The following is a 17,955-nucleotide window of genomic DNA, read 5'->3' on the forward strand; positions in this document are numbered from 1 at the left end:
GCGCCGGCCCAACTAGAGATTTCCGGGGCGGCGGCGTCCGTACCCCTCGTCCGGACGCCCTCCACCGGGCCCGTTGGTCCGCGGGCCGCTGTGTCTACAAGGGTGGCGCGTTCCACCGAAAATTGAACTTGCGTTTCACAGAGTGAGACGCGAGTATCGTTGCATGGACAACAGTAGCGGCGTCGGCGTTCTGGACAAGGCAGCCCTTGTCCTGAGCGCTCTGGAGTCCGGTCCGGCCACCCTCGCGGGACTGGTCGCGGCGACCGGACTGGCACGACCCACGGCACATCGCCTCGCCGTGGCACTTGAACACCACCGCATGGTGGCGCGTGACATGCAGGGCCGCTTCATTCTCGGCCCCCGCCTCGCCGAGCTGGCCGCGGCCGCGGGCGAGGACCGTCTCCTCGCGACGGCCGGCCCGGTGCTCACGCACCTGCGCGACATCACGGGCGAGAGCGCCCAGCTCTATCGCCGCCAGGGCGACATGCGCATCTGCGTCGCCGCGGCCGAGCGTCTGTCCGGCCTGCGGGACACGGTCCCGGTCGGCTCGACGCTGACGATGAAGGCCGGCTCCTCGGCGCAGATCCTGATGGCCTGGGAGGAGCCGGAGCGCCTGCACCGCGGTCTCCAGGGCGCCCGCTTCACCGCCACGGCGCTCTCGGGTGTACGGCGCCGGGGCTGGGCTCAGTCGATCGGCGAGCGCGAGCCGGGCGTCGCGTCGGTCTCCGCGCCCGTACGCGGTCCCTCGAACCGGGTGGTGGCCGCCGTCTCGGTCTCCGGTCCGATCGAGCGCCTGACCCGCCACCCGGGCCGTATGCACGCCCAGGCGGTCATCGACGCCGCCGCCCGTCTCTCCGAGGCCCTCCGCCGCACGGGCTGAGCCACACCTCCAGTACGACACCGGGGGACGAGCCGGCCTCAACGCCGCGGCAGGCTCACCCCCCGGACACCTACCCGCACGATCCGATCAACCCGCCGCTGTCCCGGCCTCCGCCCCCGCCCTGGGCGACCGGTGAGCGAACCGGTCCGCCGCCCGCCGCCCCCGCTTCTCCACGGGCAACGCCCCGTACGCGGCCGCGAGCCCGAAGGGCGGCATGTCCGCGTAGATCGACTCGTACGACCCCTCCGGCACCACATACGCCTCGTGCCAGATCCCCACGTGCTGCCGCACCTTCCCCGCCCGTTCCTTGCGGTTGATGATCGCCCACACCCTGTGATGGAACATGTCGGGCGCCGACGCGTACGCGTACAGCTTCTCCTTGGACTCCCAGTACTGGACGACGTAGTACGTCCGTGGTGACGCCGTCAGCAGCACCCTGCCGAGCAGGCCTCGACTGCCGTCCTTCTCCAGGTCGCGCACCATGCGCAGCATGGCGAAGAACACCGGTACCCATTGGTGCACCGCCCAGAAGTGGTTGACACGCATGCCGATCAGCAGGACGACCACGTCCCCCTCGGCCGCCGCGGTGGTACGGCCTGCGGCCACGGGCTTCCCGAACATGTCGTCCCCCTATTGGTTAGCGGCACTATCCGATGGCGTCTGTTTGGATAGTGCCGCCACCCAAGGAAGGGCGCAAGGGATGCGGCTGTCGGAGTTGAGCGAGCGCAGCGGGGTGTCCACCGCGACGATCAAGTACTACCTGCGCGAGGGGCTGTTGGCTCCGGGCCGCCGGATCAGTGCGACGACGGCGGAGTACGACGAGAGCCATCTGCGCCGGCTGCGGCTGGTGCGGGCACTGATCCAGGCGGGCCGGGTCCCCGTGGCCACGGCCAAGGAGATCCTCGGGCACGTCGACGACGAGTCCCTGGGCCGGACGATCCGGCTGGGCGCGGCCCTGTGGGCGCTGCCGCAGGAGCCCGAACCGGACGAGCGGGACCCGGCCGTCCAGTCCGCGCGCCACGAGGTGGACCGGCTGCTGGAGTCGCTGGGCTGGGAGAGCGCCCGGGAGCTCAGCACCCTCTCCCCCGTGCACCGCTCCCTGGTGTCGGCGGTGGCCACGCTCATCCGGCTCGGCTACGCCTGGGACGCCGAACTCATGGCACCGTACGCACAGTTGATGCACCAGGCGGCTGTCCGCGACCTGGACTTCCTGGAGAAGCATCCCTCGGAGGAGGAGAAGGTCGAGACGGCGGTCGCGGCGGCGATTCTCTTCGAGCCGGTCCTCAAGGCGCTGCACCGACTGGCCCAGGAGGAGGAGTCGGCCCGGCGCTACGGCATCGAGTGACGCGTACGGCATCCGGGGCGGGCGGAGTGCGGGACGGCGGAGTCCGTGAACCCAGGGGCGGGACCGTCGGCTCCGGACCCCGTAAACGCCGATGGACCCCCACCGAAGTGGAGGCCCATCGAACTCACGTACCCCCGACCGGATTCGAACCGGCGCTACCGCCTTGAGAGGGCGGCGTGCTAGGCCGCTACACAACGGGGGCAAGGATCACAACTGATCCAGCTGGGCTACCAGGACTCGAACCTAGAACAACGGAACCAGAAACCGTCGTGTTGCCAATTACACCATAGCCCAAAGATGGTCTAGACCACTGCGTACCCCCGACCGGATTCGAACCGGCGCTACCGCCTTGAGAGGGCGGCGTGCTAGGCCGCTACACAACGGGGGCCCTAGCGATCCTGCATGAGAGGCAGCGGGTGCGACCCGGACTGCCTTCCTGGGAAGGATCTGTACCCCCGACCGGATTCGAACCGGCGCTACTGCCGTGAGAGGGCAGCGTGCTAGGCCGCTACACAACGGGGGCGTCGCGGAGCTGGTCTCCGCGTGTGCAGATAAGCTCTGCGAGCTGGCCTACCAGGACTCGAACCTAGACTAACGGAACCAGAAACCGTCGTGCTGCCAATTACACCATAGGCCACTGAAACTCAATCCCCTGCGGGGATCTTGTTTTAGCTTGCGCCTCCGGTTTCGGACCTTTCGGCCCGCTCTCGGCGGCGCAGGAAGAACATTACCTGAAGGTGGACGGCGCTCCAAAACGGGTATCGGCGCCGACGATCGCGGGGAGTTCGGACAGCGAGGCGATCCGGTGCGGGCCGACGGGCGTGTCGCCGACGGCCCGGCCGCCCTCGCGGTCGAGCCAGACCGACAGCAGACCGGCGTCGGCGGCTCCCCGCCCGTCGATCTCCGGGTGGTCGCCGACGTACGCGACGTGCCGCGGGGCGAGTTCCAGGGCCTCGCAGGCCGCGTGGAAGGCCTGGGCGTCCGGCTTGGAGACGCCGAGCTCGGCGGCGCACAGGACGGCCTCGAAGCGGTCGCGCACGCCGAGGACGCGCAGCTTGCGGTCCTGGACGGTGAGGCTGGAGTTCGACAGCACCCCGTGCCGGTGGCTGGCGGCGAGGGCGTCCAGGACGGGCAGCACGTCCGGGAAGAGGGTCCAGGCGGCCTCGTAGTGCGTGAGGTACCGCTGGAACCAGGCGTCGGCCTCGGCGTCCGTCAGCCGCTCGCCCAGGAAGACCCGGACACGGTCCCGGCGCTGCCCCTCGAAGTCGGTCTCCCCCGCCGAGAAGCGCGCCCACTGCTGGTCGGTGATCTCCCGCCAGTGCGCGAGGGCCTGCTCGGCGGACTCGTACGCGTCGAGCAGCCCCTCGGCCGCCAGGTGACCGTGCATGCCGGTGCGGTCGGCGGTGGTGTAGTCGAAGAGGGTGTCGTCCACGTCCCAGATCACGGCCCTGATGGTCATGGTTCGACGGTATCCCGGAGTGTGCTTCCCGTGTCGGCCGGTTGACGCTTGTCACGCCGGTGAACCGTCGGCGACGGCCTCGACCGCCGCCCCACGGGCGGAAATTGGGCCGGGCGCGGCGCCACGGCACACGACGAGGGGGCGGCGTCCGAACCGGACGTCGCCCCCTCGTCTCGTCGTACGACGTGCGGCTACAGCTTCGCCAGCGCCGCGTCGATGCGGGCCAGGGTCTTCTCCCTGCCCAGGATCTGCAGGGACTCGAAGAGCGGCAGGCCCACCGTGCGGCCGGTGACGGCGACGCGGACCGGGGCCTGTGCCTTGCCGAGCTTGAGGCCGTGCTCCTCACCGGCGGCCAGGACGGCCTCCTTGAGGGACTCCGGGGAGGACCAGTCGGCGGCGTCCAGCTTCTCGCGGGCCGTGCGGAGCAGGGCGTCGCTGCCCTCCTTCATGGCCTTCGTCCAGGAGGCCTCGTCGACGGCCGGCTCCGGCAGGAACAAGAAGTCGACGTTGTCCGTGATCTCGGAGAGGACCTTCATCCGCGACTGGGCGTACGGGGCGATCGCCTGCCACTTCGCCTCGTCGAAGTCCTCCGGCGCCCAGGGGGCGAACGGGGCCCGCAGCCAGGGGGCGCAGCGCTCGGTGAAGTCCTTCACGTCGAGCAGGCGGATGTGGTCGGCGTTGATCGCCTCGCACTTCTTCAGGTCGAAGCGGGCCGGGTTCGGGTTCACGTCCGTGACGTCGAAGGCGGCGACCATCTCGTCGATGGAGAAGATGTCGCGGTCCGCCGAGAGCGACCAGCCGAGCAGGGAGAGGTAGTTCAGCAGGCCCTCGGGGAGGAAACCGCGCTCCCTGTAGAGGTTGAGCGAGGACTCCGGGTCGCGCTTGGAGAGCTTCTTGTTGCCTTCGCCCATCACGTACGGGAGGTGGCCGAAGGCCGGGGTCTCCTTGGCGATGCCCAGCTCGGTCAGCGCCTTGTAGAGGGCGATCTGCCGCGGGGTGGAGGAGAGCAGGTCCTCGCCGCGCAGGACGTGGGTGATCTCCATCAGGGCGTCGTCGACCGGGTTGACCAGGGTGTACAGCGGCGCGCCGTTGGCACGGACGATGCCGTAGTCCGGGACGTTCTCCGGGAGGTACGTGATCTCACCGCGGACCAGGTCGTCGAAGGTGATCGCCTCGTCGGGCATCCGGAAGCGGACGATGGACGTGCGGCCCTCGGCCACGTAGGCGGCCTTCTGCTCGTCGGTGAGGTCGCGGCAGTGGCCGTCGTAGCCGGAGGGCTTGCCGGCGGCGCGGGCGGCCTCGCGGCGGGCGTCCAGCTCCTCGGTGGAGCAGTAGCAGTGGTACGCGTGGCCGGCGTCCAGCAGCTTCTGGGCGACATCCTTGTAGATGTCCATGCGCTGCGACTGGCGGTACGGCGCGTGCGGGCCGCCGATCTCGGGGCCCTCGTCCCAGTCGAAGCCCAGCCAGCGCATCGAGTCGAGCAGCTGGTTGTACGACTCCTCGGAGTCGCGGGCCGCGTCGGTGTCCTCGATGCGGAAGACCAGGGTGCCTTCGTTGTGCCGGGCGAACGCCCAGTTGAACAGGGCGGTGCGGACCAGGCCCACGTGGGGGTTGCCGGTCGGGGACGGACAGAAACGTACGCGTGGGGGCACCCCCTGTCCGAGCGGAGTCGAGGACTTGGGGGAGTTCGCGTTAGCCACGCTTGATCACCTTGTTGGTGAGAGTGCCGATGCCTTCGATGGTGACGGCGACCTCGTCGCCGACGTTCAGGGGGCCGACCCCAGCCGGGGTGCCGGTGAGGATCACGTCGCCGGGGAGCAGCGTCATGGCCTCGGTGATGTTGACGATCAGGTCCTCGACGGAGTGGATCATCTCGCTGGTGCGGCCGAGCTGGCGCTGCGAGCCGTTGACCGTGCACTGGATCGTGATGCCCTCGGCGATCGCGGCGAGGTCGAGGTCCGTCTCCACCCAGGGGCCGAGCGGGCAGGAGTTGTCGAAGCCCTTGGCCCGGGCCCACTGCTTCTCGCGCTTCTGGACGTCACGCGCGGTGACGTCGTTGGCGCAGGTGTAACCGAGGATGACGTCCTTGACGCGCTCGCGCGGGACCTCGCGGCACATGCGGCCGATGACCACGGCGAGCTCGGCCTCGTGGTGCAGCTCGCTGGAGAAGGAGGGGTACTGGATGTCGTCGCCGGGGCCGATCACCGAGGTCGACGGCTTGAAGAAGGCGAACGGGGCGTCGGGCACCTCGTTGCCGAGCTCCTTCGCGTGCTCCGCGTAGTTGCGGCCGAAGGCCACGACCTTGTTCGGGAGCACCGGCGGCAGCAGCCGCACCTTGCTCAGCGGGACCTTCGTACCGGAGAGCTCGAAGTCCGCGAACGGAATGCCCTTGATGATGTCGAGGACGAGTTCGTCCGGCTTGTCGCCCTCGACCGCGCCGAAAGCGACGTTGCCGTCGATGGAGAATCTGGCGATGCGCACGGGATCCTTGCGCCCCTCACTGAGCTGGCTGGAGTCTGACGCTCCAGGCTAACGCGGGGAGGGGGCCGAGCTTCGCGTATATCCGCCGGTGGGCCGCAAGCCGTGTGCGCCAGGCGGTGTCCACCGTGTGCGCCGGTTCGCTGTCCACCGTGCGTGCCGGTTCGCCGTCCACCGTGCGTGCCGCTTCGCTCTCCGCCGTGCGTGGCCACCGCCGACCACCAGCGCCGGAGGGCATCACCCGCATGCCCCGCCGGCCATCGGCCGTATGTGGCGGTCGGCCGTCGACCAAGTGCGCGGGGCGACCGTCGACCATGCGTGCCGTCCGCCGGCCGTCGGCGTCGGGCGGCCCATCAGCCACCTGCGGCGGCCGACCCCCGGTGCAGTGAGTCGGCGGCGGTCCGCGTGCGTATTACTCGGCGACGGCGGCCGTGACCGGGGCTTCCATCAGGATGGTGCGGCGGGGGTTGGCGGTCTGGGTGGGGAGGTCGACCGAGTGCTCCGGCTGCTCCGGCGTCTGCAGCGCGTCGGCGTCCTCGAGGTGCGCCAGCGTGGTGCGTCGCGGGTTGGCTATGTTGCGGAACATCATCGTCGTCTTCACTGTTGTCCCAGACCTCGTCTTGGTGGGCGCCGCGGGGGGTCAAGGACCGCCGGGTCGGCGCGGGTTGTCGGATTTGCCATCCCTGTAAAGCGTCAGGCTAAACATGCAATTCCCGGTCGAAGCCGTGAAGACCTCATGATCGCCGTGTGAGTTTGCTCACTTACTAGCAGGCAAACCGGTCAATTCAGGCCGCCAACCCAGCTCGGCGAAACGGACATTGCTCCACTGAACCCAACATTCCGCTCCTGATCATCGCGACTGGGACACCCCTCGCGAACCCATGGCTCGTAGGCATACGCCCTTTATGTACGAGATCACTTTCTACGTCTCGTAACGCATCCCTCACAAGGTGTCACGGTGGTCACAGCCTGGTACACGGGCCTTGTTGGAGATCCTGCACTGTGCTGGAATTCCACGGACCGCTGCGGGATCGAACCGGCGCACAGGGGGCGCGACTCAGCGCCGGGTGGCGGCGGGAAGGGGGAGCAGCGCCGGTCACTCACGACCACACCTGGGGGTGCGCCTGCGCCCCTGAACGACGCCGACACCGTCCCGCCGTTTTCGCGGAGGGGCGCCTGGTCCAGAGGTTGCGACGCTAGTGCAGGGACGTTTCAAGAGGGATGGCAGCGCTTCGGCGGAGCCGGAGCCGCACGGCGGGACCGACCGCGGTTCCTCGCCCCAGCACGCCCAGAACCCGGGACAATCAGAACTCGGCGGCGGTGAGCGCTCCGCGCGCCCCGGCGCGAAGGCTCCCGACCAACCACCCGCGAAGCCGAGCGGTCCCCCCGGCCCCGGCTCCCGAATAGCCCTGCGCAACTGGCGCATCTCCACGCGTCTGGTGTCGCTGCTCGCGCTCCCCGTGGTCGCCGCGACCACCCTGGGTGCCCTGCGCATCAACCAGTCGATGGACGACATCCAGCAGCTCGACAACATGAAGCTGCTGACCGACATGACCAAGCAGGCGACCGAGCTCGCCGCCGCCCTCCAGAAGGAGCGCGACCAGTCGGCCGGCCCGCTCGCGCACGGCGCGAAGCCCACCGACATCACGGTCAAGGGAGTCCGCGACGCGACGGACGTCGCCAAGCAGCAGTTCATCGAGGGCACCCAGGAGATCGACACCGCCAGCGCGAACGGACAGCTCACCGGTGTCCGTGACAGCCTCGTGGCCATCGCGGGCGAGCTGAACAAGCTGAGCACCATCCGCAACGGCGCCTACAGCGACGCCAAGAACTCCTCGCAGACGGTCGACGGGTACCACCGCCTCATCACCCAGCTGATCAACCTCTCCCAGGACATGGCCGAGGCGACCAGCAACCCGGAGATGATCTCGCGCACCCGCGCCCTGTCGGCCTTCTCCTCCGCCAAGGAGTACGCCTCCGTCCAGCGCGCCGTCATCGCCGCCGCGCTGCCCGCGGGCAACACCACCTTCGGCCAGCTCTCCGAGAACGACCGGCTGTACGCGAACTCCGCGCAGGACAGCGAGGCCTCCGAGCGCACCAGCTTCGCGAGCATCTACGGCAGCGGGGCGGAAGACCTCACCAAGCCGATCGACCAGGGCAACCCGACCATCCAGGCCGCCGACGCGTACTCCAACCGCGTACTCGGCTCGACGGGCGGTCTGAACACCCAGGACAAGCGCTCGTACAAGGACTGGGTCGACGACGACACGGCCAAGATCGAGCAGATGTCGAAGATCGAGCTGACGCTGCTCAACCAGATGGAGCAGAAGGCCCGTGAGCTGAAGAACGCCTCCCAGCAGGAGGCGATCATCTCCGGTGCGCTGATCCTGCTGGTCCTCGGCGTCTCTCTCGTCGGCGCCTTCGTCGTGGCCCGCTCCATGATCCGCTCGCTGCGCCGGCTCCAGGACACCGCGACCAAGGTCGCCCAGGACCGTCTGCCCGAGCTGGTCAAGCAGCTCTCCGAGTCCGACCCGCAGGACGTCGACACCTCCGTCGAGTCCGTCGGTGTGCACTCCCGGGACGAGATCGGCCAGGTGGCCGCGGCCTTCGACGACGTGCACCGCGAGGCCGTCCGACTGGCCGCCGAGCAGGCCCTCCTGCGAGGCAACGTCAACGCGATGTTCACCAACCTCTCGCGCCGCTCCCAGGGCCTCATCCAGCGTCAGCTCTCGCTCATCTCCGAGCTGGAGTCCCGCGAGGCAGACCCGGACCAGCTGTCCTCCCTCTTCAAGCTCGACCACCTCGCGACCCGCATGCGCCGTAACGGTGAGAACCTCCTCGTTCTCGCCGGTGAAGAGCCCGGCCGCCGCTGGACCCGCCCGGTCCCGCTGGTCGACGTGCTCCGCGCCGCCGCCTCCGAGGTGGAGCAGTACGAGCGCATCGAGCTGTCCTCGGTCCCGACGACGCAGGTCGCCGGACGAGTCGTCAACGACCTCGTGCACCTGCTCGCCGAGCTCCTCGAGAACGCCACCTCGTTCTCCTCCCCGCAGACCAAGGTCAAGGTCACCGGTCACGCGCTGCCCGACGGCCGCGTGCTGATCGAGATCCACGACACCGGTATCGGCCTCTCCCCCGAGGACCTGGCCGCGATCAACGAGCGGCTCGCCTCGCCGCCCACCGTGGACGTCTCCGTCTCCCGCCGCATGGGTCTGTTCGTGGTCGGTCGTCTGTCGCAGCGCCACGGCATCCGTATCCAGCTGCGTCCGTCCGACTCCGGTGGCACCACCGCACTCGTCATGCTCCCCGTCGATGTCGCCCAGGGCGGCAAGAAGGCTCCGGGCAAGCCGGGTCCGGGTGGTTCCGGTGGTCCGGCCGCCGCACAGGCCTCGGCCGGTGTCGCGGCGGCCCGCCGCGGCGGCCAGGGCGGCAGTCCGTCCCTCGGGGCGGGTGCCCCCGCCGGTGGCGGCGGCGGTCTCCTCGGTGCCCAGCCGCAGCGCGGACAGGTCGGCGCCGGTCAGGGTCCGCGGGCCGCGCTCCCCGGCAGCAACCAGGGCGGTCGTCCTGGCGGCGCCCCGGGTGGAGCGCGTGGACCGCAGAGTCCCGGCAACCAGCAGCAGGGCAGGCCGGCCCCGGCCGGTGCGGGCGCATTCGGACAGGGTCCGCAGGGCTTGCAGGCCGCCGGAACCGGCGCCCCCCAGGGCTTCGGAGACGGACCCGCAACCCGCCAGGGCTTCGACTTCGGTGACAACAGCGGCCCCGCGGCCGCTCCTCCGCAGCAGCCCGCGGGCAACAAGGGCGGCGGCCGCCGCAGGCCGCAGCTGCCCGGACGCGGGGGTCCGCGGGCCGAACTGCCCGGTGGCAGCCCGCAGCAGTCCCGGCCGAGCTGGAGCGACGACAACGCGCAGCCGCCGGTGCCGCGCGCGTCCCTCGACGCCCCGCGCGGTCACGAGGAACCCGACTCCACTTCGCGCATGCCGCGGATCGACGACCGGCAGGACCCGGCCGCGACCTCGGAGATGCCGCGGATCGACGACCGTCAGGGTCCCGCCGCCACTGCGGGATTCCCTCGTCCCGACTTCGACGCCCCGCGCCCCGGCGTGAACGCGCCGCAGAACAACGGGCAGAACAGCGGTCAGTTCGTCCGCCCCGACGTGTACGGCCCCTCGGGCACGGCTCCGGCCGCCCCGAGCCCGTCCACCACGGGCCAGTTCGCCACCCCGGGCTACGGCGCCTCCCAGGGCCCGTCGTCCACGGGCCAGTTCGCGACGCCCGGCTACGGCGCCTCCCAGGACCCGTCGTCGACCGGCCAGTTCGCGACGCCCGGCTACGGCAACCGCCAGGACCCCTCGTCCACCGGCCAGTTCGAGCGCCCGGCGCCTCCGCAGCAGCGGCCCACGCGTCCGCAGGAGCCCGAGGCGCTGCCTCCGGCGACGGGCCCCGGTGACGGACGTACGCCGCTGTACGACACGCTGGAGACCAACTGGTTCCACGGTCAGGCGAACGGCGCCCAGAACGGCTCCCCCAACGGAGCTCACAACGGCGCCCAGAACAACGGCGTCCACACCAACGGCTCGCAGCCCTCGCAGCAGCCGCCGCAGACCCCCACAGCACCACCGCAACGGCCGGCCGCCGCACCGGCCTCCGCCAACTGGCGCACCTCGCCGAACGACGACCTCGTCCGGCAGGCAGAACGCGTCCGTCAACCGTCGGCGGGCGGGGTCACCACCTCAGGCCTGCCGCGCCGCGTCCCGCGAGCCAACCTCGTCGCGGGCACGGCACAGCAGCAACAGCACCAAACTGGTCCGCAGGTCTCCCGTGCGCCTGATGACGTACGCGGCCGGCTGACCAATCTCCGTAGGGGCATTCAGCAGGGTCGACAGGCCGGTACCGGCCAGACCGGCAGCTTCCCCAGCCCCACTCACCAGCAGGAGCGTTAGTTGAGCCCGATGAGCCAGGCGGCACAGAACCTGAACTGGTTGATCACCAACTTTGTGGACAACACCCCCGGGGTGTCCCACACCGTCGTCGTGTCCGCCGACGGGCTCCTTCTGGCCATGTCCGAAGGATTCCCACGCGACCGCGCCGACCAGCTTGCGGCCGTCGCCTCCGGTCTGACCTCGCTGACCGCCGGGGCCTCCCGGATCTTCGAGGGCGGCACGGTGGCCCAGACGGTCGTCGAAATGGAGCGCGGCTTCCTCTTCCTCATGTCCGTCTCGGACGGCTCGTCCCTGGCGGTCCTCTCCCACCCGGAGTGCGACATCGGCCTCGTCGGCTACGAGATGGCGCTGCTCGTCGATCGGGCGGGTGCCGTACTCACGCCGGACCTGCGCGCTGAACTCCAGGGAAGTCTGCTCCACTAAAGGGCCCTGGTTCTAGAGACTGCACGAAATCACCGTCCGGCCGCCACAATCCCCCCACCGGCCCCAACAGACGGCACGAATGACCGACTTGCTGTCCCGTCCGGAGGATTCATGACCCCGCCCACCGCCTCTCATGATCCGTACGCACAGCCGTACGGGGACGAGGGCGACCAGCCGCTGGTACGTCCGTACGCGATGACCGGCGGCCGGACCCGGCCGCGGTACCAACTCGCCATCGAGGCGCTGATCAGCACTACGGCCGACCCCGCGCAGCTGATGGGGCTGCTCCCCGAGCACCAGCGGATCTGCCACCTGTGCCGTGAGGTCAAGTCGGTGGCCGAGGTGTCGGCCCTCCTGTCCATGCCGCTCGGTGTGGCCAGGATCCTCGTCGCGGACCTCGCGGAGGCCGGACTCGTCGCCATTCACCAGCCTGGCGGCGATGAGAACAACGGCGGCGCGCCGGACGTGACTTTGCTCGAAAGGGTGCTCAGTGGACTTCGCAAGCTCTGACGGAGGTAGGACGACCACCTCCGCGAAGATCGTGGTGGCGGGAGGCTTCGGCGTGGGTAAAACCACGTTCGTCGGCGCCGTCTCGGAGATCAACCCGCTGCGCACCGAGGCCGTCATGACGTCCGCGTCCGCCGGCATCGACGACCTCACGCACACCGGAGACAAGACGACGACCACCGTCGCCATGGACTTCGGCCGCATCACCCTGGACCAGGACCTGATCCTGTACCTCTTCGGTACGCCGGGGCAGGACCGCTTCTGGTTCATGTGGGACGACCTGGTCCGCGGCGCCATCGGTGCCGTCGTCCTGGTCGACACCCGCCGCCTGGCCGACTGCTTCCCCGCGGTCGACTACTTCGAGAACAGCGGTCTGCCGTTCGTCATCGCCCTCAACGGCTTCGACGGACATCAGCCCTACAACCCCGAAGAGGTGCGCGAGGCGCTCCAGATCGGACCGGACGCCCCGATCATCACGACGGACGCCCGGCACCGTGCGGATGCGAAGAGCGCGCTGATCACGCTGGTCGAGCACGCGCTCATGGCACGTCTGCGGTAGCACTCAAGTCGACAGCTTCATAAGACAGTTGTCGTAGGGACATTGGAGCCGGCTGTGTCGTTTGACACGGTCGGCCACAGTGTTCATAACGTTTCGACATGGAATTCGGTGGACACCGACACGCATCGCGGTCATTCGGTGTCGCTGCGCTCACAAAAGCCCCGTCTTTTGACGGGGCTCGCTCTTTATGACCGTTTTATCTAGGGGATACGTCACTCGGAAACAGCGGTTCCGAGTGTTTGGAAGGGCGCTGCCTGACGTGCTGGAATGCGCTGAACTGCCCAGTAGTCAAGGGCGCTGGAGACACCGCGGCACAACGTAGGTGCCGACGCCGAGAGGTTGTTGGTCGAGTGAGGCGAAGCAAGAACGGTCCCGAGCCGTCGGCACGGGGCAACTTCACCCCGCCGCCGCGCGGCGCGGCGCCCGCACAGGTGCCCGTCCCGGAGCCCACGCCGGCGCCCGCGCCGAGCGGCGGTCGTCTGTCCCCCCGTAACTGGCGCGTACCCACCAGGCTGAACGCGATCCTGCTCATACCCGTGATCGTCGGCCTCATCATGGGCGGCTTCCAGGTGAAGAACTCGATCGACACCTGGCAGGAGGCGCGCGACGCCGAGAAGGTCGCCAAGATCGTGGCGGCCTCCAGCGACTACGCCGAGGCTCTGCTCAACGAGCGCGACGTGTCCGCCGAGCCACTGCTCAAGGGTGACCGGAACAACACAACGGTCAAGAAGGTCCGCGCGACCACCGACCAGATGGCCGACGCCTTCCACAAGGAAGTCGTCGGCATGCCGGCCAAGCAGGGTCTTGAGCGTCGGCTGAGCCTGGTGATCAAGGCCGAGCCCCAGCTGGACCAGATCCGCAAGGCCGCCTTCACCAAGTCCATGGACCCGGTGAAGACCGAAGAGGGCTACGTCACCGTCGAGCACCTCCTCATGGAGTTCTCGAACGAGCTGGGCCTGGGCACCGGCAACATCACGAGCTACGGCCGTTCGGTGTACGCCATCGCGCTCGCCAAGGGCGCCGAGTCGCTGCAGCGCTCGATCGGCACCCACCTGCTGGTCAAGCCCAGCACCAACACGCAGAACCACGCGCTCCAGGTCACCTCCTTCACCTCGTACGCGTACCTGGAGAACATCGCTCTTCAGGAGTACGTCTCCGGTGGTACCGAGGCGGACGCCGTCCGGCTCACCACGGTCATGGAGCAGAAGACCGCCGAGGGCAAGAGCCAGCTGGCCGCGGCCAAGAGCAAGACCGAGGCCGCGGGCGGGACCTTCGTGACGCCGCCCGCCATGGACAAGATGATCCAGGCGATCGCCAGCGGCGCCACGCCCACCCAGCTCGCCGCCCAGGGCATCACTCCCGAGACCTGGATGGCTGCCGCCACCCTCAAGTTCCAGGGCTACAGCCAGATCGAGAACGAACTCATCGACCGGGCCGTCAACGACGCCGGAAGCATCGCCTCCGACGCCCAGCGCCAGGCCTACATCAACGGCGCGATCGTCGTGATCTCCCTGCTCGCCGCCTTCATCCTGGCCGGGCTCATGGCCCGCCAGATGAGCCGCGCGATGCGCCAGCTGCGCAACGCGGCCTTCGGGGTCGCCGAGCAGCGTCTGCCGATGCTGGTCGACCAGCTCTCGCGCACCGACCCGGGCCGCGTCGACACCCGCGTCCAACCGATCCCGATCACCACCACGGACGAGATCGGCGAAGTCGCCCGCGCCTTCGACCAGGTCCACCGCGAGGCCGTCCGGCTCGCCGCCGAGCAGGCCCTCCTGCGAGGCAACATCAACGCGATCTTCACCAACCTGTCGCGCCGCAACCAGTCCCTGATCGAGGGCCAGCTGACCCTGATCACCGACCTGGAGAACAACGAGGCCGACCCGGACCAGCTGGAGAACCTCTTCCGCCTGGACCACCTCGCGACCCGTATGCGCCGCAACGGCGAGAACCTCCTGGTCCTCGCCGGCGAGGAGCCCGGCCGCCGCTGGGACCAGCCGGTCCCGCTGGTCGACGTGCTGCGCGCCGCCTCCTCCGAGGTGGAGCAGTACGAGCGCGTCGAGCTGTCCGGCGTCCCGGAGGCCGAGATCCACGGCCGCGCCGTGACCGACCTCGTGCACCTGCTCGCCGAGCTCCTGGAGAACGCCACCACGTTCTCCTCCCCGCAGACCAAGGTCCGTGTCACCGCGACCCGGCTGCCCGACGGCCGCATCATGGTCGAGATCCACGACAAGGGCATCGGCCTCACCGCCGAGGACTTCGCGGACATCAACCACAAGCTGGCCAACCCGCCGACCGTGGACGCCGCGATCTCGCAGCGCATGGGCCTGTTCGTGGTCGGCCGGCTGTCCGACCGGCACGGCATCCGCGTCCAGCTGCGCCCCTCCGGCGAGCAGGCCGGTACGACCTCGCTCGTCATGCTCCCCGACGCGATCACCCACGGTGGTGGCGGCGGCGAACAGCAGCTCCAGCGCGACGAGTTCACCGTCTCGCAGATCATCCCGGAGCCTCAGGGCTTCCAGCCGGAGCAGGCCTTCCAGTCCCAGGCCCAGCCGATGCGCACCGCCGCCGAACTCGGCTTCGACGACAGCCGCTACACGGAGGTCCCCGACGACATCCGGGAGCTCGACCCCGTCGGGCGCTCGCTGATGCGTGAGGAGCGCCGAGCGGCCCTGGAGGCCCAGGCACAGGGCCAGCCGGAGGCCATCGAGGCACCGAGGTACCAGGAGGACTTCGAGGCCCCCCAGCCCGCGTACGACAACGGGCAGCCCGGGTACGACAACGGGCAGGGTGCCTACGCGGAGCAGCAGGCCTCGTACGACCAGCAGACGGCGTACGAGGAGCCGCAGCAGGGGACGTACGACGAGACGTACTTCCCGTCGAACGGCGGCTACCCGGAACCCGCGTATGCGGAGCCGGTCCAGGAGGAGCACACGGGAGCCCGGAGTTCCGCTTCGGACACCTTCTCGACCTTCGACGAGCCGTCCTACCAGGACGACTGGCCGCAGCAGGACTCGTACCGGAACGGCTACCCGTCCGAGTACGCTCCCGAAGCGGAATCTTCGCAGGCCGCTGACGTGAGTGAACAGGACCGCGTAGGCTTCAGCCGTCCGGGACCGACCTCCTCCGCCCCCCATGAGCTGACCGACGCCGGGCTGCCGCGCCGCGGATCCACCGCGAGCGGCACCAACGGCCAGCGGCCCGTGGACCATGGCACCCAGGGGGTTCAGGCACCGCCCGCGGCCACCGCGAGCAATGGCGACGGCGACTGGCGTACGTCCAACGACAACCGCTGGCAGCGCGCCGAGCAGCTCAAGAAGCCCAAGGCGGGCGGGGTCACCTCGTCCGGTCTTCCCCGGCGGGTGCCCAAGGCCAATCTGGTCGAGGGAACCGCGGAAACGACCCCACAGGGCGGCCCCCAGGTCTCCCGCGCTCCCGAGGACATCCGGGGCAGGCTGAGCAACCTGCGCCGCGGCGTCCAGCAGGGACGCAATGCAGGTAGTGACACGAACGGCCAGGGCTTCGGTCCTGACAGCACCTACAACCAGGAGCGTTAGTGTGAGCCCGATGAGCCAGGCGGCGCAGAACCTCAACTGGTTGATCACCAACTTCGTGGACAACACCCCCGGGGTGTCCCACACGGTGGTGGTCTCCGCCGACGGACTCCTTCTGGCGATGTCCGAAGGCTTTCCCCGTGACCGCGCCGACCAGCTCGCGGCCGTCGCGTCCGGGCTGACCTCGTTGACCGCGGGCGCGTCCCGCATCTTCGAGGGCGGCAGCGTGAACCAGACAGTTGTGGAGATGGAGCGAGGATTCCTCTTCCTCATGTCCATTTCCGATGGTTCCTCGCTCGCGGTCCTTGCACATCCCGAAGCGGACATCGGTCTCATCGGGTACGAGATGGCCCTTCTGGTGGACCGTGCCGGTACGGTTCTGACCCCGGATCTTCGAGCGGAGCTCCAAGGGAGCCTTCTCAACTAACAGACAGACCGTGCGTATTGGCGTCCCGGGGCCGTAAGGTTTCGGGACGCGGTCCCACAGTGATGGGTGCCCGGCACAGTCGGAGGAGGAGAAAGTGGCAACACCCCCAGGCGGTTCGTCTTCGGGCAACTGGTCGTACGGCCCCGGCCAGGGGCAGGGCCAGGGTGACGGTTCTCAGAACCCGAACCGATTCAACTTCCCCTCCGCGCCGAGCCACCGGCGCCAGCAGCCGTACGCACCGCAGGGCCCCGGCCCTTCGCCGTACGACCAGCCGCCGGCGCCGCGCATCCAGCCTGTGCAGCCGCAGCGACGCACCCCCGAGGCGGCGCCCGCGGGATCGTCGAACAACCCTCTGGTGCGCCCGTACGCGATGACGGGCGGCCGCACCAGGCCCCGCTACCAGCTCGCCATCGAGGCACTGGTGCACACCACCGCACAACCGCACCAGATGCAGGGCCAGTTGCCCGAACATCAGCGGATCTGCAACCTCTGCCGGGAGATCAAGTCGGTGGCCGAAATCTCGGCGCTGCTGACGATCCCTCTCGGCGTGGCCAGGATTCTCGTCGCCGACTTGGCGGAGGCGGGCCTGGTCGCCATTCATCAGCCCGGCGGCGACGAGAGCGCCGGCGGCCAGCCAGCCGTGACATTGCTCGAAAGGGTGCTCAGTGGACTTCGCAAGCTCTAGCGGAGGGCCTTCCCGCTCCACCACGTCCGCGAAGATCGTGGTGGCGGGCGGCTTCGGCGTGGGCAAGACCACGTTCGTCGGGGCCGTCTCGGAGATCAACCCGCTGCGCACCGAGGCCGTCATGACGTCCGCGTCCGCGGGCATCGACGACCTCACGCACACCGGAGACAAGACGACGACCACCGTCGCCATGGACTTCGGCCGCATCACCCTGGACCAGGACCTGATCCTGTACCTGTTCGGCACCCCCGGTCAGGACCGCTTCTGGTTCATGTGGGACGACCTGGTCCGCGGCGCCATCGGCGCGATCGTCCTGGTCGACACCCGCCGTCTCGCCGACTGCTTCCCCGCGGTCGACTACTTCGAGAACAGCGGCCTGCCGTTCGTCATCGCCCTCAACGGCTTCGACGGCAACCAGCCTTACAACCCGGACGAGGTCCGTGAAGCCCTTCAGATCGGCCCCGACACGCCGATCATCACGACGGACGCCCGGCACCGCGCCGACGCGAAGTCGGCGCTGATCACGCTGGTCGAGCACGCCCTGATGGCACGTCTGCGGTAGCGCCTGCGCGCGGCGAAGCAAAAGAAGGGGCGCCCTCTCCACCGAATGGAGAGGGCGCCCCTTCTTTTGCCCTGGGACCCCTGGGACCCCTAGGACCCCCGGGACCCCTGGGACCCCTGGGACCCCTGGGACCCCTGGGACC

At 69.4% G+C, this 17,955-nt stretch carries 15 protein-coding genes and 5 tRNA genes; 10 read left to right on the forward strand and 10 right to left on the reverse strand.

The window, feature by feature from the left end; genetic code table 11:
- Window positions 1-163 precede the first annotated feature (163 nt).
- Window positions 164-880, forward strand: coding sequence for an IclR family transcriptional regulator NdgR (gene ndgR / locus ACFVWD_RS06605; RefSeq protein WP_007384919.1), 717 nt, complete (start codon window positions 164-166; stop codon window positions 878-880).
- 87 nt (window positions 881-967) lie between these two features.
- Here ndgR and ACFVWD_RS06610 read toward each other — a convergent pair whose 3' ends face one another.
- Window positions 968-1,501: a DUF4188 domain-containing protein gene (locus ACFVWD_RS06610; protein ID WP_389594269.1), complete on the reverse strand. Its 534-nt coding sequence runs from the start codon at window positions 1,499-1,501 to the stop codon at window positions 968-970.
- 79 nt (window positions 1,502-1,580) lie between these two features.
- Here ACFVWD_RS06610 and ACFVWD_RS06615 point away from each other — a divergent pair, with 79 nt between their 5' ends.
- Window positions 1,581-2,225: a MerR family transcriptional regulator gene (locus ACFVWD_RS06615; RefSeq protein ID WP_389594270.1), complete on the forward strand. Its 645-nt coding sequence runs from the start codon at window positions 1,581-1,583 to the stop codon at window positions 2,223-2,225.
- A gap of 129 nt (window positions 2,226-2,354) precedes the next feature.
- Here ACFVWD_RS06615 and ACFVWD_RS06620 read toward each other — a convergent pair.
- The 9 genes from ACFVWD_RS06620 to ACFVWD_RS06660 all read right to left on the reverse strand — a co-directional run bounded on the left by ACFVWD_RS06620 (window position 2,355) and on the right by ACFVWD_RS06660 (window position 6,763).
- Window positions 2,355-2,427, reverse strand: a tRNA-Glu gene (locus ACFVWD_RS06620).
- Between the two features lie 20 nt (window positions 2,428-2,447).
- Window positions 2,448-2,519: transfer RNA gene (locus ACFVWD_RS06625), tRNA-Gln, on the reverse strand.
- Between the two features lie 21 nt (window positions 2,520-2,540).
- A tRNA-Glu gene (locus ACFVWD_RS06630) sits at window positions 2,541-2,613 on the reverse strand.
- Window positions 2,614-2,675: 62 nt separating this feature from the next.
- A tRNA-Glu gene (locus tag ACFVWD_RS06635) sits at window positions 2,676-2,748 on the reverse strand.
- 42 nt (window positions 2,749-2,790) lie between these two features.
- A tRNA-Gln gene (locus tag ACFVWD_RS06640) sits at window positions 2,791-2,862 on the reverse strand.
- A 90-nt stretch (window positions 2,863-2,952) separates the two neighbouring features.
- Window positions 2,953-3,684 (reverse strand): HAD family hydrolase, encoded by a 732-nt coding sequence (locus ACFVWD_RS06645; protein WP_389594271.1) that lies wholly within the window; start codon window positions 3,682-3,684, stop codon window positions 2,953-2,955.
- Window positions 3,685-3,875: 191 nt separating this feature from the next.
- The gene (gene gltX, locus ACFVWD_RS06650) at window positions 3,876-5,384 is read right to left on the reverse strand and encodes a glutamate--tRNA ligase (RefSeq protein ID WP_389594272.1); all 1,509 of its coding nucleotides are present in this window, start codon (window positions 5,382-5,384) and stop codon (window positions 3,876-3,878) included.
- Window positions 5,377-6,165 (reverse strand): fumarylacetoacetate hydrolase family protein, encoded by a 789-nt coding sequence (locus tag ACFVWD_RS06655; protein WP_389594273.1) that lies wholly within the window; start codon window positions 6,163-6,165, stop codon window positions 5,377-5,379. Before ACFVWD_RS06655 ends, gltX begins: the two co-directional genes overlap by 8 nt.
- A 409-nt stretch (window positions 6,166-6,574) precedes the next feature.
- Window positions 6,575-6,763 (reverse strand): hypothetical protein, encoded by a 189-nt coding sequence (locus ACFVWD_RS06660; protein ID WP_067370993.1) that lies wholly within the window; start codon window positions 6,761-6,763, stop codon window positions 6,575-6,577.
- 598 nt (window positions 6,764-7,361) lie between these two features.
- Here ACFVWD_RS06660 and ACFVWD_RS06665 point away from each other — a divergent pair.
- The 8 genes from ACFVWD_RS06665 to ACFVWD_RS06700 all read left to right on the forward strand — a co-directional run bounded on the left by ACFVWD_RS06665 (window position 7,362) and on the right by ACFVWD_RS06700 (window position 17,813).
- Entirely contained in the window at window positions 7,362-11,099 is a 3,738-nt protein-coding gene (locus tag ACFVWD_RS06665; protein WP_389594274.1) for a nitrate- and nitrite sensing domain-containing protein, read from the forward strand.
- A 9-nt stretch (window positions 11,100-11,108) separates the two neighbouring features.
- The gene (locus tag ACFVWD_RS06670; protein ID WP_010984127.1) at window positions 11,109-11,522 is read left to right on the forward strand and encodes a roadblock/LC7 domain-containing protein; all 414 of its coding nucleotides are present in this window, start codon (window positions 11,109-11,111) and stop codon (window positions 11,520-11,522) included.
- Between the two features lie 111 nt (window positions 11,523-11,633).
- On the forward strand, window positions 11,634-12,032 hold the full coding sequence (locus ACFVWD_RS06675) for a DUF742 domain-containing protein (protein ID WP_054235411.1): 399 nt from the start codon (window positions 11,634-11,636) through the stop codon (window positions 12,030-12,032).
- Window positions 12,013-12,588: an ATP/GTP-binding protein gene (locus ACFVWD_RS06680; protein WP_054235412.1), complete on the forward strand. Its 576-nt coding sequence runs from the start codon at window positions 12,013-12,015 to the stop codon at window positions 12,586-12,588. The genes ACFVWD_RS06675 and ACFVWD_RS06680 overlap by 20 nt, the downstream gene beginning before the upstream one ends.
- 350 nt (window positions 12,589-12,938) lie before the next feature.
- Window positions 12,939-16,142, forward strand: coding sequence for a nitrate- and nitrite sensing domain-containing protein (locus ACFVWD_RS06685; RefSeq protein WP_389594275.1), 3,204 nt, complete (start codon window positions 12,939-12,941; stop codon window positions 16,140-16,142).
- Between the two features lie 10 nt (window positions 16,143-16,152).
- Window positions 16,153-16,566 (forward strand): roadblock/LC7 domain-containing protein, encoded by a 414-nt coding sequence (locus ACFVWD_RS06690; RefSeq protein WP_030948713.1) that lies wholly within the window; start codon window positions 16,153-16,155, stop codon window positions 16,564-16,566.
- Window positions 16,567-16,660: 94 nt separating this feature from the next.
- Window positions 16,661-17,251 carry a DUF742 domain-containing protein gene (locus ACFVWD_RS06695; protein WP_067370988.1) on the forward strand — a complete coding sequence of 197 codons (591 nt, stop codon included), beginning with the start codon at window positions 16,661-16,663 and terminating at the stop codon, window positions 17,249-17,251.
- Window positions 17,232-17,813 (forward strand): ATP/GTP-binding protein, encoded by a 582-nt coding sequence (locus tag ACFVWD_RS06700; protein ID WP_026248371.1) that lies wholly within the window; start codon window positions 17,232-17,234, stop codon window positions 17,811-17,813. The genes ACFVWD_RS06695 and ACFVWD_RS06700 overlap by 20 nt, the downstream gene beginning before the upstream one ends.
- Window positions 17,814-17,955 lie beyond the last annotated feature (142 nt).

The sequence above is a fragment of the Streptomyces sp. NPDC058086 genome, from assembly GCF_042885015.1.
Classification (GTDB): Bacteria; Actinomycetota; Actinomycetes; order Streptomycetales; family Streptomycetaceae; genus Streptomyces.